The 14,201-nt window shown below is 66.5% G+C and carries 11 protein-coding genes; 4 read left to right on the top strand and 7 right to left on the bottom strand.

Translation table 11 applies throughout. From position 1 onward, the window contains the following. Nucleotides 1-277 precede the first annotated feature (277 nt). Nucleotides 278-1,333 (top strand): hypothetical protein, encoded by a 1,056-nt coding sequence (locus tag ACFV3E_RS42780; RefSeq protein ID WP_500541388.1) that lies wholly within the window; start codon nt 278-280, stop codon nt 1,331-1,333. Here the strand turns inward: ACFV3E_RS42780 and ACFV3E_RS42775 are convergent. Both ACFV3E_RS42775 and ACFV3E_RS42770 read right to left on the bottom strand, forming a co-directional pair. Continuing rightward, nucleotides 1,324-1,512, bottom strand: a complete 189-nt coding sequence (locus ACFV3E_RS42775; RefSeq protein WP_500541386.1) for a DUF6207 family protein — start codon at nt 1,510-1,512, stop codon at nt 1,324-1,326. The genes ACFV3E_RS42780 and ACFV3E_RS42775 overlap by 10 nt on opposite strands. A 114-nt stretch (nt 1,513-1,626) precedes the next feature. Continuing rightward, a complete protein-coding gene (locus tag ACFV3E_RS42770; protein ID WP_500541384.1) occupies nt 1,627-2,139 on the bottom strand; it encodes a hypothetical protein in 513 nt (170 codons plus the stop codon). A 258-nt stretch (nt 2,140-2,397) separates the two neighbouring features. Between ACFV3E_RS42770 and ACFV3E_RS42765 the strand changes: the two genes are divergently transcribed. Further along, nucleotides 2,398-3,189 carry a DUF4145 domain-containing protein gene (locus ACFV3E_RS42765; protein WP_500541382.1) on the top strand — a complete coding sequence of 264 codons (792 nt, stop codon included), beginning with the start codon at nt 2,398-2,400 and terminating at the stop codon, nt 3,187-3,189. Between the two features lie 59 nt (nt 3,190-3,248). Here the strand turns inward: ACFV3E_RS42765 and ACFV3E_RS42760 are convergent, their stop codons facing one another. The 3 genes from ACFV3E_RS42760 to ACFV3E_RS42750 form a co-directional block, all read right to left on the bottom strand. Then, the gene (locus ACFV3E_RS42760) at nt 3,249-4,040 is read right to left on the bottom strand and encodes a DUF5677 domain-containing protein (protein WP_500541380.1); all 792 of its coding nucleotides are present in this window, start codon (nt 4,038-4,040) and stop codon (nt 3,249-3,251) included. A 347-nt stretch (nt 4,041-4,387) separates the two neighbouring features. Beyond that, on the bottom strand, nt 4,388-4,747 hold the full coding sequence (locus tag ACFV3E_RS42755) for a hypothetical protein (RefSeq protein WP_500541378.1): 360 nt from the start codon (nt 4,745-4,747) through the stop codon (nt 4,388-4,390). 554 nt (nt 4,748-5,301) lie between these two features. Further along, nucleotides 5,302-9,189: a P-loop NTPase fold protein gene (locus ACFV3E_RS42750; protein WP_500541377.1), complete on the bottom strand. Its 3,888-nt coding sequence runs from the start codon at nt 9,187-9,189 to the stop codon at nt 5,302-5,304. A 333-nt stretch (nt 9,190-9,522) separates the two neighbouring features. Here ACFV3E_RS42750 and ACFV3E_RS42745 point away from each other — a divergent pair, with 333 nt between their 5' ends. Beyond that, nucleotides 9,523-9,723, top strand: coding sequence for a hypothetical protein (locus ACFV3E_RS42745; RefSeq protein WP_500541375.1), 201 nt, complete (start codon nt 9,523-9,525; stop codon nt 9,721-9,723). A gap of 345 nt (nt 9,724-10,068) precedes the next feature. Here ACFV3E_RS42745 and ACFV3E_RS42740 read toward each other — a convergent pair whose 3' ends face one another. After that, nucleotides 10,069-12,762, bottom strand: a complete 2,694-nt coding sequence (locus ACFV3E_RS42740; RefSeq protein ID WP_500541373.1) for a helicase associated domain-containing protein — start codon at nt 12,760-12,762, stop codon at nt 10,069-10,071. Continuing rightward, on the bottom strand, nt 12,759-13,241 hold the full coding sequence (locus ACFV3E_RS42735) for a hypothetical protein (protein ID WP_500541371.1): 483 nt from the start codon (nt 13,239-13,241) through the stop codon (nt 12,759-12,761). Before ACFV3E_RS42735 ends, ACFV3E_RS42740 begins: the two co-directional genes overlap by 4 nt. Nucleotides 13,242-13,569: 328 nt before the next feature. On the opposite strand from ACFV3E_RS42735, the gene ACFV3E_RS42730 reads away from it, so the two are divergent. Continuing rightward, the gene (locus tag ACFV3E_RS42730) at nt 13,570-13,890 is read left to right on the top strand and encodes a hypothetical protein (protein ID WP_500541369.1); all 321 of its coding nucleotides are present in this window, start codon (nt 13,570-13,572) and stop codon (nt 13,888-13,890) included. Nucleotides 13,891-14,201 lie beyond the last annotated feature (311 nt).

Here is a 14,201-nt window from a genome sequence, read left to right as displayed (position 1 = left end):
CCTCGTGACCTTAGGAGGGCCGGGGCGGTACGGGCGACGACCGTGCTGACCTGGACGGGGAGTGCGCCGACCTGATCGGCAAGCTCCGCGCGTCGCGCCCGCTGTGGTTCTCGTCCTGAGCGGCGGCCAGGCGCTGCTTGCAAGGCCCGGAGGCTGGGCCGACGCCTGTGACCCCCATGCAGGATCTTTTGCCTGGGGAGTTTGTGGGGCTTCAGCGGCCTGGTGTGTCGGTGGTGGCCGATAGCCTTGCAAGGGTCGTTGCCGGAAGGAGCCACACTTGACCGGGTTCAAGATCAATCAGCGTGGGATCGACGAGATGATGCGCCAGATCCAGAAGGGCGTGGAACGCTCGGTGCGGCGCCATCCGATTCGTATCCCGATTGGCACGGATCCGGTCACCGGCTCCGGTACGCACGGCGACATCGACTACGACCCGTACTTGCCAAAGGCCCTGCTGTGGCTCCACGAGCGGGCAGTCGAGCAGCGCGGGCACTTCCAAGACATGGCGGTCTTCACCGAACGCGAGCACCTTTCGCAGGAGGAAGCCGGAGATCTCGCGCTCCAGCTTGAGCAGCACGGCTTCGTCCAGATCTCTCGTAGCTTCGGCGGTGACGATACGGCGGTGCACCTGACGGACGAGGGCCGCGTAGAGGTGCGGCGGCTCAAGCAGCTCGCTGGTGACCGCGTCCGCCGTGCCGACTACGCGACCAACGCCCTGCTGCGATGGCTGTACGACCAGGACACGTCTGTCGAGCCTGAGAAGTTTGCGGACGCCCCTACCGCCTACTTCGTCGGCACCCCGCTCACAGCCGGTGAGATTTCCAGTGCCGTGGCCGAACTCGTCAGCTACGAGCTCGCGGAGAGCCCAACTCACCGTAACGACAGCGACCCGTACCTGCTGCAGATCACCGACGGAGGCAGCGCCTGCATCCGCAGCGGCCGCGCAGTAAGGAACTACATGGACACCCAGAGCACCGCCGGGACCACTAACAACTACCACGGGAGTACCGTCGTCCACGGCGAGGTGAGCGGCGGAGTTGTCGTGACCGGCGACCACAACACGGTCAACGCGGGCAACGGCATCGACGCCCAAGCCCTCACCAGCCTCGTGCAGGGCCTGCGCGACGTCGCCCCGCAGCTTGCCCTCGACCCGGTCGACGCCGAGGACTTTGACGCCGAGGTTGTGGCCCTTGAACGTGAGGGCGGTGACCCCGAGCAGGGGGGCCGCATCTGGCGCAGGATCATGCGCCTAGCAGGCCCTGCGCTCACCACGGCCGTCGCCACTGGCGCTGGTCAGCATCTCGTCGAACTGGGTGCTGGCCTCTACAACTGACTTACCCCGCGATGAATGCATCCCGTACCCAGCTGGGCGGGCGTCTTTTGTGGGCTGCGGCGTGCCTCGCTCGACTCATTTCCGGCGAAGGCGGTGTGGCCATCGACGGCCGCGAGGTCGATGACGACCAGCCCGGGTTCCGCCAGGTGCAATTCGTTGATCGGCTCCGTGTGCGGCACGACGCGCTGAACGCTGTCAGGTTCGCCAGCATGCGAAGATACACCCGGATAAGGCGCATCCCCGCGAGGGGCGGCGTTGGCACTGCACCGACGACTGCGCTACCGCCGGCTGCCTCAACGGCCGGCCTGCTCCCGCAGGAAGCGGCGCTCCTTGATCCGTCGACGCGCCTGCCACCAGCGGGCGGTGTAGGCGAGGTCTTCCCGGCAGACGTCCAGAAACGCATCACGGGCGGCCACCACGGCCTCGGCCTGTTGCTGGAAGCGGTCGGCGTTCTCCTCGTTCAGGTCAAGGTCGCCGGTCGCGGCAACAAGGGTCTCCGCTGCGGCGATGACGTGCACGCTGCCGCACAGCCGCACGCCCTGCAGCGCGCCGATGAGTTCGCTGCTCAGTTCCCACGCCTGGGGCAACTGACCCAGCAACACCTTGTCCGCTGCCCGTCCGGCCTTATGCCGGAGATGGGCGAACTGGTAGGCGAAGCCGAAGGAGCGGGCGGAGGCATCCAGTAGTCGCCGGTATGCTTCCGCGCGGTCCTCGTTGCTGCCCAGCCGGGGCACGCCTGTGGGCCGGTACCGTCCGATTAGAGCGCTGGCCACGGTGCCCGTGGCCTTGATCCCGGCAGCGGCCATGCCCGGCGTTATGAAGGTCATACCCGGTTCTACCACCGGCGGTTCTGGCGCCGGAGCGGTGCTTCCGTCTACGTGGCCAGCGACGATATCAAACTCCAGACCAAACTCCTTGCCGTCGGACTGCCGTTCATCAAGGACGCATGAGCGGACACTCTGCGCCTACTGCGTCTGGCCGCGTTAGCCGAGACACGAGGAGTGGCGAAGGCTGACCACACAAATCAGGAGCGTGGTAGCGCCGTCAAGTGAAACCCTTGGCCAATGAGTGAGCGCAGCCGTGTCACGATCGAAGCCATTGACACCCGCACGCCGACGGGCGAGTGTCCGAACTGCAAGCTGAACGTGGCGTTCGACCATGTCAGCCGACGAGATGTCTGGCCGACCCTGAAAGAGAGGCCCTTCGGCGCCGTCCGCTCAGGTGCAGATTTCAACGGCACTAGTCCCAGCCCGGACCCGCGACCCAAGGACGACGTCTTCCGTGTTGTCGAGCACATTCTGACTTGCCAGAGGTGCAGGAAGACTGCTGTTGTGCACCAGCACTGGGGCCCGGACCTGCCCACGGGTGACGATCACGACGCCATCGCCACAGCCATCGAGAACAAGGCGTCCAAGCCTCGGATCCTGGTCCTGGTGCATCCTCGACGGTCGGCGCAGACCCTGGATCCAACGGCCCCCCAAGAAGTCCGCGACCTCTTCAGCGAAGGCACCAAATGCCAGGAGGCTGGCGCGCTCCGGGCAGCAGCAGCGATGTACCGAGCGGCCGTCGAAGGGCTTTGCAAAGACCGCGGGGCCACCGGACGGAACCTCAAGGAAAAGATCGCTGACCTGATCAACAAAGGCGTACCAGCCGATGTCGTCCGCGACCTCGACGAGGCCCGGACACTGGGCAACTGGAGCCTTCACGACGGGCTGGCCTTCTCCTACGAAGAGGTAGACGATGTGGCTTCGCTGATCCAAGAGGCCGTATTCATCATCTACGTCCAACCCGAACAGCGCGCTGCCCTCCGAGCGGCACGCCAGCAACGTCGCGATCGGTCGCGCACTGGAGCATGAAGCAGCGCAGTCACCGCGGTCGCGCTCATGCGGCCACCGCAGCGACCTGCGAACAGGCTTCAGATGAGGGGCCGGGTCCGTTGAAGGTGCAGCAACGTGGACGGCAGCGCAAGGTCACTCATCGCCTTCTCAATGGTCGGCTTCATGGGGTTCCCCACCAACAGCGGGCTGATGGCCGCTGCCGCCTGAAGCAAGGCCACGGGAATCCACAGCCGCTCGGCGGTGATATCGGCCTCACCGCCCTTGGGTTCCGTGGTGAACTTCAACTTGCCGTCGTCCATGATCAGGAAAGCGTCGGCAGTCGCACCCGTGGTGTGTGAGTAGGCCGACTGGTGCCGGTAGACCGGATAGACATCGGCAGTGCCGTACGCCTTGACCATGGTGTCGAAGTTCTTGAGCTCGCCGACCAGCCGCCTGTGGATCTGCTCGCTCTCGGGGTTGGCGAACACGATCGGGTCTTCTGAAGGCGCGGGAGCTGGCTCTGGAAGATTCCAGGTCTCGTTCATGTTCTGGGCGAGCTTCCGACGGTGCTCGTTCCAGTAATCAGTGAGCGCCACGACTGCTGGCTCGCCGCTGTCGGCCAGCCAGTTCATCGCATAGGAGTGGCCCAATAGATTTCGCATCAGAGGCGCCGCCTCCACTGTGTACCCCTGGTCGTACAGGGATACCAGTGCCCGCGCCGTCCGGTTCGTGAACTGCCACCAGCCCATCAGCGGCCGAACGACATTCTGATGCTCGAACAGCACCCGCACACCCTCACCGGTGACCTGCTCAGCCGCTCTCAGGATCACCGGCACAACCGCCCGGCAGCGCCGCAGGCACTGCTCATTGGGCCCGAACTTGTAGACCATGATGAGCAACCTACCGACGAATCCCACGCATGAACGAGCGAATTTGGCTCGTCCGGCGGCACCAGGCTATGGCGCTGCCCTTCGCTACTTCACCAAGCAGATGCCCAGTTTGCGCAGGGTGTATCGCTTTTCCTCGGTGACCTTGTCGCGCCGGGAGTCAGGGTGTGATGTCGGGCAGGTGGCCGTCGGCGTCGACCAGGTTGGCGAGGACACGGTAGGGGCGGTGCCAGTCCAACGGCCACGGTCAGTTCCAATCCGGGTCGATCGCTGGCAGTTTCAGTACTGTTCCCTCCGGTCAGGCAACAGTCGAATGTCTTGCTGCGTCCGGCCTGGGTGCCTCGTTGTCCTTATGTGGTGGCAGGTTCCTGGCCGGAGGCTTGGAGGTCCGCGCGGGGGTTTCCTGGTGGTGGGTCGGGGGGTGGTTGCGGGGCTGTGGTGGAGGCGGTGGCCAGCCGGTAACTGATGATCGCCTGGATCTTCTTTTCGGGGTCGTGGATTTCGTCGAGGGCAGCGGCGAATTTCTCGTCGACGAGATTCCCCTTCCGCTGGCGGATGTGGTCCAGGACCATGGCGGTCACCGGTACGGCGAGGCAGCTGGCGATCACGATGGCTCCGACGGCCCACCAGGGGGCACGGCCCAGGGCGCCGGCGAGGACGGCGGGGAGGCCGGCCGCGATGCCTGCGAGCGGTGTCGTGGGGGAGTTCATCGTGTGGATGCCCTTCCGGCACCGAGCGGCGCTGCCGCCTCGTGCCTGAACGAGCCGGTGAGGGCCGGCTGGGTCGGGGAGAGACGGCGCGGGTGCGCCAGGGTGTGCAGGCATGCCGAGGGCCGGCGCCGCCGATGGGCGGTCCGGTGGTGTTTTACGGCAGGCTGCTGCTCCCCGGGGGCACTGAGTGGCCCGAGGGAAAATTTAGAAGAGGTGGTGTGCGGTTTTTGCGGGGGAGGATTTCTTCGGCTTTTTGGGCAGGCTGGGCTACATGATGTAGCTAACAAAAAGAATGCTTATAAAGCCCCTAAGCCGATTCATATAACCTCTGCCGCACCGCCTTCCTCGTGATCGTCGTCGCCCTGCTCGATGAGTAGGCAGGCTAGACGCGCCCACCAGTATGACCCATCACGCCGCCCAGCGTGGCCAGTTCGGCTCTGCCCGTGCGAGCTGTCATGCGGAAGCCCGCCAGGCACCCTGTTCTAGGCCAGCGACGAGACGGGAGCTGTGTCCCATCAGGGCGTCCTGAGGTTCTGCGTGTATCCGGACAAATCCTAGATGCCCGAAGCATCCTTGAACGCCTTGTTGCGGGCCCGCTGCTCGGGAGTGCTGCCGAATCCGGTCAGGGATCTACGCAGCTTCTCGGCCAACTTCTTCTGGGATCGCAGCGCCTTGCCGAGTTCAGTCGCCAAGGCCGGATCCGCAACCTTCAGGATCGGGTGCAGATACTGCAGCAGAGCTGTAGGGATGGAGGCGGGGTGGCTTTCGATGAGTGACCCGATGATGTGGGCGACCTTCGCGGCTGTGCCTTGGTCCTCGGCCATGATCGGCAGCACATGGCTCCAGAGCGCTTCTGGTTCAGGGCAAGCGGCAACGATTACCGCGATCCGATCCGGCTGCCAGTCGGGCTGGGCGAGGCAGTGGTCGATGAACGAGGTCATGGCCGACCCTGCCTGCGGAGAGCCGTGCATCAGTTGCAACGTCTGCGGCAAGTGGTCGCCGGACGATTTGACGAGTGCCGCGCACAGCAGGTCCGAGTCCGCCGTTTTCAGGTACTGCGCGAGACCGGGAGCACGGCCTCGCGCGTCGGCCACCAACCTGCTCTGTTCCTCACTCCCGAGGTGCTTCCACAAGGATGTGGCGTACTGCCAAGGTGCGGTGTCTTCGGTGCTGAGCAGGTGTTCCAAGAGCAGGTTCGGCAGGCCGGTTCCCGCAATGTCAGCGCGTTCGGCTGCTGCCGTTGCCCTGCTGCGGGTGGACTGGGGCAGGGCGGCCCAGTGGGAGGCGAACATCGGTGGCCACGCCGAGTCGACGGCCGGGTCGTCGATGTAGTGCGCGAGGAAGGACAGAGCCGGTTCGATGCGGTTGTACGAAATCAATGCGTGCATGACCTGCAGGGCTCGGGGCAAGTACTGACTCCGCACCATCTGGTCGCGGAAGACGAGCTGGAGGCTTTCGAGCAACTCCTGCGTTTCCTGACCGATTTGGTTTTGGATGCCGACGATCAGGCGTTCGGCGACGCCAGACGCGCCGTCGCGCCCAGTGGCCGTTGTCAGTAGCATCGGCAGTGTTCGACGGGCGAAACGGCCACCCGGAGTGAGGGCTTCCACCTCGGTGGTCAGCGTAGTCGCGCAGAGTGAAGCAGCTTGCTGTACCTCCGACGCGGCGTCTTCGGGGAGTGCGTGCAAGTAGTGGAGCAGACCGTCTCGAAGGCTGGCACCGACAGGATCATCGAGGTCGCGGTGGCTGTCGAGTGTGTGAGCGAGCGCCATGGCCAGCGAGGCGGCGTGCTCTTGGGGCAGGCCTGTGAGGATGCCGCCAGCCACGGCAGCCAACTCTTCGTCGTCGCCGGCTACGGCAGTAACTGCCTCCCCGACTGCTCGGAGGGCTCGGTCAGCGTCTCGGAGCTGCACAATGCCCGGCAGCCAGTCCCGGAGCAGGCGGGCCGTGGTAAGCGCACTGTCGCCTTCGTCCTCTGCGAGGAATGCTGACACGGCGACGGCAATGTCCGAGGCGAGTGTATGCGGGGAGCCGTCAGGGGACGGTCCCCAGTCGTCTTTCGGAGCCGTGTGGCACAGGATCTCGACGGTCTCTAGCTGTACCTCGTCGCTGTTGCTGAGACAGAACAGCAGGGCCTTGATGATCTTGCGTCCCCATCCGTGGGTGTCAGCCCCGTCGATGGTGAGCTGGCCAGCCCTCCGCAGCGCTGTTCCGTCCCCGTAGCGGGCGGCAAGCACCATCAGCGAGCTGAACACCTCGGTCGGCAAGGCATCCGTGGGAACGTGCCGGCGAGTCGTCCAGAACTCCAGGTTCTGCTTGCTGCCGGCCTCAGCCAAATGGTTGAAATAGCGGACGACGTCGGGGCGCAGAGCCGTTGCGTGGCTGCCGGAAGGCAAGGTGAGGAGCGTGGTCGCCCATGTGCGTGCCTCTTCCTCGTCGGTAGGAATCTTCTTGAGAGTGCCCAAAAGCCGGTTGAGGTGTGCGGCATCGGTGAGGTCGAGAAGCGGCGCGAGAGCGTAGCTGGGGACAGGCAGGCTCATCTCGTCCCACAGCCGGGCTATACGGTCGGTGAGGGCCCGGACAGCCTGATAATCCTCGTCCTGAGCGGCGACGGACTCCAACTCTGGCACCTGTGCCAGCCCTTCGACAGCGGCAGCCAGCGCGTTGTCACGGTCCTGGCCAGGACGCGCCGCATCGATGGCTGCGGTGGCCGCCTCCAGGACCCGGGTGCGGTTGGGCGCCTCACCGAGGCGTGCGGCGAAGGCTGCGCTGTCACGCTGGACCAGTTCCGATTCGATGGCGGTGGCCATCTCACTTCCAAGAAGGCGGCTCGCTTGCGTAGAGCCCAGACTCAGCAACGCTCCGATGCGAGCCGGCCGCTGTGTCTTGGCGCGTCGGACTGTGGCATTGAGATAGGCAAGCCCGACCTTCTTCAGATCCAACCGGAGAGGATCAGCATCCTTGATCCTGAAGGTCTCCAAGAGCGGATCGGCCAGAGCCTTCTCGTCGCCCAGCAGCGCGTCGTCCAGCAGATGCAGCAGCCCGTGCTCGGCGTAAATGCGGTCGTACAGGGTCCGGAAGTCATGCCGCAGTACGGTCAGCCTGGCCAGTTCCACCGGATAGCCGGTGACTTCGCCAAGGGCGATGCGAGGGGGCCTGCCCGAGCCTTCGGAAGCTTCCCGGTGGCGTGCGAGATCGTAGTCCGTGAAAAAGGAGTTGAGCAGCCGGATCACGTGACGAGGATCCCGGACATCACGGTGGACCAGGACTTCCAGCAGCGTTCGCATGACGGCTGGACCACCGAGTGCGGATACGGCCGGGTGCTGCCGCGGGCCGTGGAGCAAGATCTCCTCGGCGTAGGTACGCAGATCCGCATCATGATGGGCCGGCAGGACAATCCGCACCGTGAAGAGCTTGTTCAGGTACTCCTGCGCTGCCTCCTCGGTGGCCTTGCGCGTAGTCCTGACCTCCGTGCCTGCGTGGGCGCTTTCCGACGGAACCACAGGCCGGTGCGCCAGCCCTGGGCGGACACCGACGATCGCCTCGCGCACGATGTCCTCGTCGCAAGAGAGCAGGAACACGGGCTTGTGCCTGTGGTGGGCGCCTGTCAGCAGCAGGCTGCGCAGGGTCGCCAAGGCGTCCAGGACCTCGGATGCCCCCAGCCGGTCGATATCGTCGACCGCGATCACCACGCGCCGGCTGATCTTCTCCAATAGACGAATGAAGGCACGCTCAAGCTCATCCGTGGCCTCGGGACGAGGACTGGTGACCGTGATCTCGTAAGCCTTGAGCGTCTGTACCGCTCCTTCCTTGCCGGCAGAGAGCACCCCGGCGACGACAGCACCGACGACAAAGACCCCCGTGAGTGGAGTCGCACCATCGGCGGCGAACCACGTCAGGGACGGAACTGTGCGGGCCGCTCCGAGAAGGTGGAGCAGCGCCGTGGCGCCCATGCCGAGCCCCCAGACAACGACGAGCATGGCCGCCACCCAGACGAGTCCAGTCAGGGCAGCAAAGAAGTACTTCCGCCCACTACTACCCGTTTGTGCGCTGCTCTTGGACCGCCGCGGCAGCGTGTGCTGGTGACTGCCTTCCAGCCTGTTCCGGTCGCTTTCGAAAGCGTCGTCCTTGATGAGCTTCTGACGATGCGCGTCATCGAGCAGCGCGTACATCAGACCGCGGGCTCGGGCTACGCCACTATGGTGCTCGGCGCTGACATGCAATACCGCCCACTGATCGTTGTTGGCTAGCTCGGTCGCGAGCATCCGCACCACCGACGACTTACCGCTTCCGAACGGACCGAGCAAGCCAACAGCGAGGGATTCCTTTGAGCCCCGGATGATGCGGCTGAGCTGCCTCGACACGGAGTGATGATCAAAAAGATCAAGGTCGCTACGCGTAATCGCGGTGTCCTCGATCGTCCACGGGTCCTGCGGCACCATTCATCACTTCCACTCCGCGCGCGGCTCACATCGTGCGCAGATCCTATGAGCAGGTACCGACAGGGCCGAACGACCAGTCCACTCATCCCATCGACGATGATGTTCTTTGCCCGCGCCTCCTCAGAGAAGATCAGGCTCAGCCCCAGGCGCCGCCCTGCGATCCATGAACACGTTGGATCACGACCGCCCGACCTGGCCGCCCACGCCAGCGCAGTCGCTGCACCGGATCAGACACGGGGGACTTCATGGCTGACAGACGGCAGGAACTGCATGCTGGCAGCCACGAAGGGCAGGACGCGACACAAGCCAACCGGGTCTCCTACGGTGCGCCGCATGAACAGCAGTGATCCCGATAGCCAGTTCCCGATCGTCTACACGTACCGCCTGTGGGGCGGCCCTGCGCACGGCCGTCTGGTGAAGTCCTACACAGCCCCCGACCTGCACGAGGTGTACCGCTCAGGTGACTGCAGCTACTGGTGCAGTGGCGGGAAGGACGCCGACGGCAATCACCTTGCGCGGCCGTCCTACGAATGAGCAGCCCGCGTCTGCGCCCAGCTGCCCGAGCTCGCTGCGGATGTTCCCGGCAGGCGCTCCCAGCGCTTGGTCGCAAGTTCACCACCTGCACGCCGATAGCGTTCGGGCCAACCACGACGCGACAGCGTCGCCGACACGGTCGTCCCGCCCGTCCTAGGCCGGGCGGGATGCCCGTCCACTGTCGCAGATCCTGGAGACGTCTTCCCGCGCCAGCAGAACTTTGAGCGGCGCTGGACCATCGAGCACCCGCCATCCCCTCACCAGCCGCGTGAGGAAGCCTGGACGAGGCCGAGCACGCCCCAGGGTCGGCGACGAGATCCGGCTTACTGGTCGGACGGCGCGGTGTCAGGCCCACTCCACGCCCAGCTCGGCGAGGGCGGCGCGCTGCTGTGCCTCCAGCCGGTCGCGTCGGGTCTTGTGGTTGCTGAGGAACACGCCCAGCCGGACGAGTTCCGGTTTTGCCTGACCTTCCACTGCAATCGGCTCTGTGTGGCCCCTGGGTACTCGGTAGTGGCCTTCGCGGGCGATGTACTGTGCGAGTGCTGCCAGGCCGCGTTGGAACGCCTGCTGCGCCTTACTCGATCCGTGCGCTGTGCCCTTCGGCGCCGCGCCCTCGCTCGGCGGGGCGGGTTGGATGCCGAGTGCGGTGAGCCGCTCCTGTTGCTCAGTGCTGAGCTGGGCCCAGCCCTTCGACTGCCGCACCAGCCATGCCCCAAGATCGTCTCCGTTGAAGGTGACGCCGGGGTGGATGCCGGCCACTGAGTGGTCGGGCTCGGTCTGGGCGAGGTCGCGTAGTACGGCGTAGTGGCGTTGCCAGTCCAGGGGCCAGGGGCAGTTCCAGTCGGGGTCGATGGCGGTGAGCTGTGCCGCCCGCTGGGCGGCGCGTTCGGGGTCTTTGCCCAGGCCGCCCTTCCGGCGGAGGTTGGCCATCTGCTGCCCTACCGGCATCGGCTTGCCGTCTCCGTTGTCGGGGGCTTCGCCCCATACGGCGTCCTGCCTGGGTGCGAGGTGCCTGTGGGTGCGGTGGAAGGAGCGGAATGCGGCGAGTTTGGTTTCCCAGGCTTGGTCACCGGGTTCCCAGACCATGCCGGCTTCCGGCTCGTCCAGCAGCTTCCTGCGCCGCTCTTCCAGCTCACCCGCCCGGAGCGCTCGTCGTTGCTGGTTGACCCAGCGTCCGAGCGGGAATCGCGTCACGCCGAGGTCGACTTCGGTGTCGTAGGGCACGGCGTGCAGGCCGGTGATGCCCTTGTTCTCGCGCCAGTGTCGGAGGGCTTGGTAGCCCTCGAGCCAGACCAGGGATTCGGGTCGGTAGACGCGGGTGCGGAGGAATGCGGCGATGGTGGCGGGGTCGCGGGGGGTGGCGAAGTTCAGCAGCGCCGACTCCACCGCGGCCCCTGTCCCCGTCCGGCCCTCAGCAGCGCCCCCGCCGGTGGCCGTGCTGCCGTCCGGGCCGCCGTCGGCGCTGATGATGCGGCCGTCGGCGTCGCGCCGGACATGTACTTTCCGCTGTCCGCTGGTCAGGGCGCGGTTGGCGAGCTGCTCGAGGAGGTGCTCCGAGTGCGAGCGCAGTCCTTGCAGGACGGCGACCAGGGGTGCATACGAGGCGGAGGCGATCATGTCGGTGGGGTCTTCGCCGGGCTGAAGGAAGACGGGGACGATGATGCGCGCCACCTTCGCCCGGCCGTCGGGGTTGGGCCGGAGGGCGCGGCCGATGTTCTGGACGATTTCGACCTGTGAGCCGCGGGTGTCGGCGAAGCAGACGGCTTCGACGCCGCGCTCGCCGACGATGTCGACGCCCTCGCCGAGGACACGAACCGAGGCGAGGAACGCCCGGTGCACCCGCTTGCCGTCCGCATCGGTGCCGTTGGCGAACTGCCGGAGTACCTCACGCCGCTCCGCCACGAGGTGGTCGCCACACAGCCACTGCGCCCAGACCCGGTCCGGGGGCACGTGCCGGTGCGCGGCGAGATCGTAGAAGCCGGCGTCGATCGACGACGCCGGCAGTGAGCCGGCTTCGGCCAGGGCATGCTCGGACGGCTCGCTCCCATAGAGCTCGGCTGCGGTTTCCGGGAGCTTGGCGGCGAACGCGGTGGCTTCCTCGACGCGCTGGTGGAACGTCATGACCGTGCGGAGGTTGTGTGCGGCGGCGTGTTCCAGCAGCGCTGCCTGCAGCAGCGCGAGCCGCCGGCCCCGCATTGCCTCCTCGGAGGCTCCCACGGTGAGGTCGGGGTCCGGGATCTCCAGGACGTCGATCTCGAAGCCGGCGAGGATGCCCCGCTCCACCGCCTCCGACAGCCCCAGCTCGAAGATCCACTCCCCGTAGGTTCCGGCCGGGTCGGAGACCATGGAGGCGATCTCCAGCTCGGTCCCGTCCTTGCCCTTCGGCGGCCGCGGCGCGGCCAGGATCCGCGGCGTCGCGGTCAGGTACAGCCGGTAGGCGACGGGGATGCGGGTGTTGTCGTGGATCGCGGCCCACGGCCGGCCCAGGTCCCCGGCAACGCCGTGCGCCTCGTCGAGGATCGCGAGGTCGAACGGGGCCAGCTGCTGCCCGTACAGGCGCTGCCCGCCGGCCAGTGCCGCCTCCAGCGGCCCGCGCACCCGCCCCTGGCCCGTGGCGTCCTCGGGGTCGTCCCGGTCCACCAGCGACGCGTAGGTGGCGAACACGATCACCGGCCCGGCCCCGGCCCACAGCGCCAGCTGGATCGGGTTCGTGGTGGTCCGCACACCGAGCTGCTCCAGGACCTCGTCGCCTTCCAGCGAGCACACGCCGACCATGGGCCCCCGGTGCCCGACCCGGCGCCACGCCTCAGCCGTCTGCACCAGCAGATCCAGGGTGGGCACCATGACGAGGATCCGGCCGTCCCGGAACAGGTCCAGCGCAGCCACAGCCGCCGTGATCGTCTTACCCGACCCGGTGGCGGACACCAGCGTGGCCCGCGCCCCCTCAGCAGGAACCGCAGAACGTGCAGGAAATCCCACCCATTCACGGACACGGGAATTCGCCTCGACCTGGTGCTCACGCAGCCGCACAAAACTCACGCCCGCCCCTCCTCAAAAGACGGCATGAACGCCACGACCACCAATTGACCCGCCTCGTCCACCCGCGCCTGCTCCACCAACTCATCCAAGAGACGCCCGGGCGTGACACCGTACCGGCCCGCCCACTCCCGCACCCGCCTGCCGGCCTCACCACCCAACGACACCACCAGCCCCTGCTCCCGATCCTCCCGCGCCCGATGCAAATCCTCCCGCGCCGCACGAAACCTCCGCCGCGCCTCGCCCACGGCAGTATCACGCTCCATCTGCCAGCGCAGATACACGGGATCAGCCCGCACCGAGTACACCGCCAGACCTCGCTGCTCCACCAGGTCGCCAATACGCCGCCACTCCGCAGCCTTGGCCCGCAGCACCGACACCGCCCGGAAAACCCCCTCATACGGCAACGGAGACCCCTCCGCAGCTCCCTGTACGAGCCGGTAGGCCGCATCGACCCTTTCCGATATTTCCGCGACAGGCATCCCTTCAGCCTCCGGGCAGACCGCGCCCCGGGCCACATCTGCAGGACCGCTTAATTCACGCACAGACAACCGCCGCCTCAAAGGACCTGACCCACCCACCCGGGTATGCCATGATTCCACCAACTCTACATAGAGATTCCAACTGATGCAGATGAACCCTGCACCCCGCCCCACGGAAGCGTCATCTTCCCCCCACCGGGGAGCCAGAGAATCAAAACCCTCATCCGGGGCACCCAGAAAAGGCAGCCCAGCACCCTGCCCGGACACCGAACCCCCTGAAAAGGCAGCCCAGCACCCTGCCCGGACACCGAACCCCCTGGAGACCCCCGTGACCACCTACGTCATCACTGTGCCCGGCACCTTCGTACACGGCATCAACGACACCCAGCGCTCCGAACTCGAACAGAAGCTACGGCCACGAGACCCGAAGAACACCGACCTCGGCGAAAGCGAGGAACTGAGCCTCCTCACCCTCCAGGACGACGGCAACGCATTCTCCGTACGCCTCGAAGTTGAGGCCGGCGGTCACACCGAAGCCGAAACGCAAGCCGTGCGCCTGGTCACCACCGTCCTCCGTGACAGTGGCTTCACCGAGCAGGACGCACCCCTGGGGCCGGCCGCGGTCACGGGCATCGACCGCGAATTCTGAACCGGCCAGGCGCACCCCTCCCAGCCAGCTGGCCCGCGATAGCGGGCCTAGGCCGGAGGCGAAGCCGAAGGCCAGTCAGGGGAGCGAAGCGAGGCTGACCTTGAGGGCACGTCAGTGCCCGTACTGGGGCTGGAGCGAAGCGGAAGCCCCACACGGCCCGAAGGGCCGGCCGAACAAAGTGAGGCAACCCCCGCACGAAGTGCGGGGGTTCACGGACCGCGAAGCGGGCCGCACCGCTGAGCGCAGCGAGGCGGCCGCCCCCTGCGAAGCAGGGGGCTCTCGCTTGCACATCGCGCAGCGATGTGCAACCC

It is taken from the genome of Streptomyces sp. NPDC059718 (assembly GCF_042733315.1).
In the GTDB taxonomy this organism is placed as follows: domain Bacteria; phylum Actinomycetota; class Actinomycetes; order Streptomycetales; family Streptomycetaceae; genus Actinacidiphila.
Note: the sequence above shows the minus strand (reverse complement) of the source record. Positions and strands in the feature narration are given on the sequence as shown.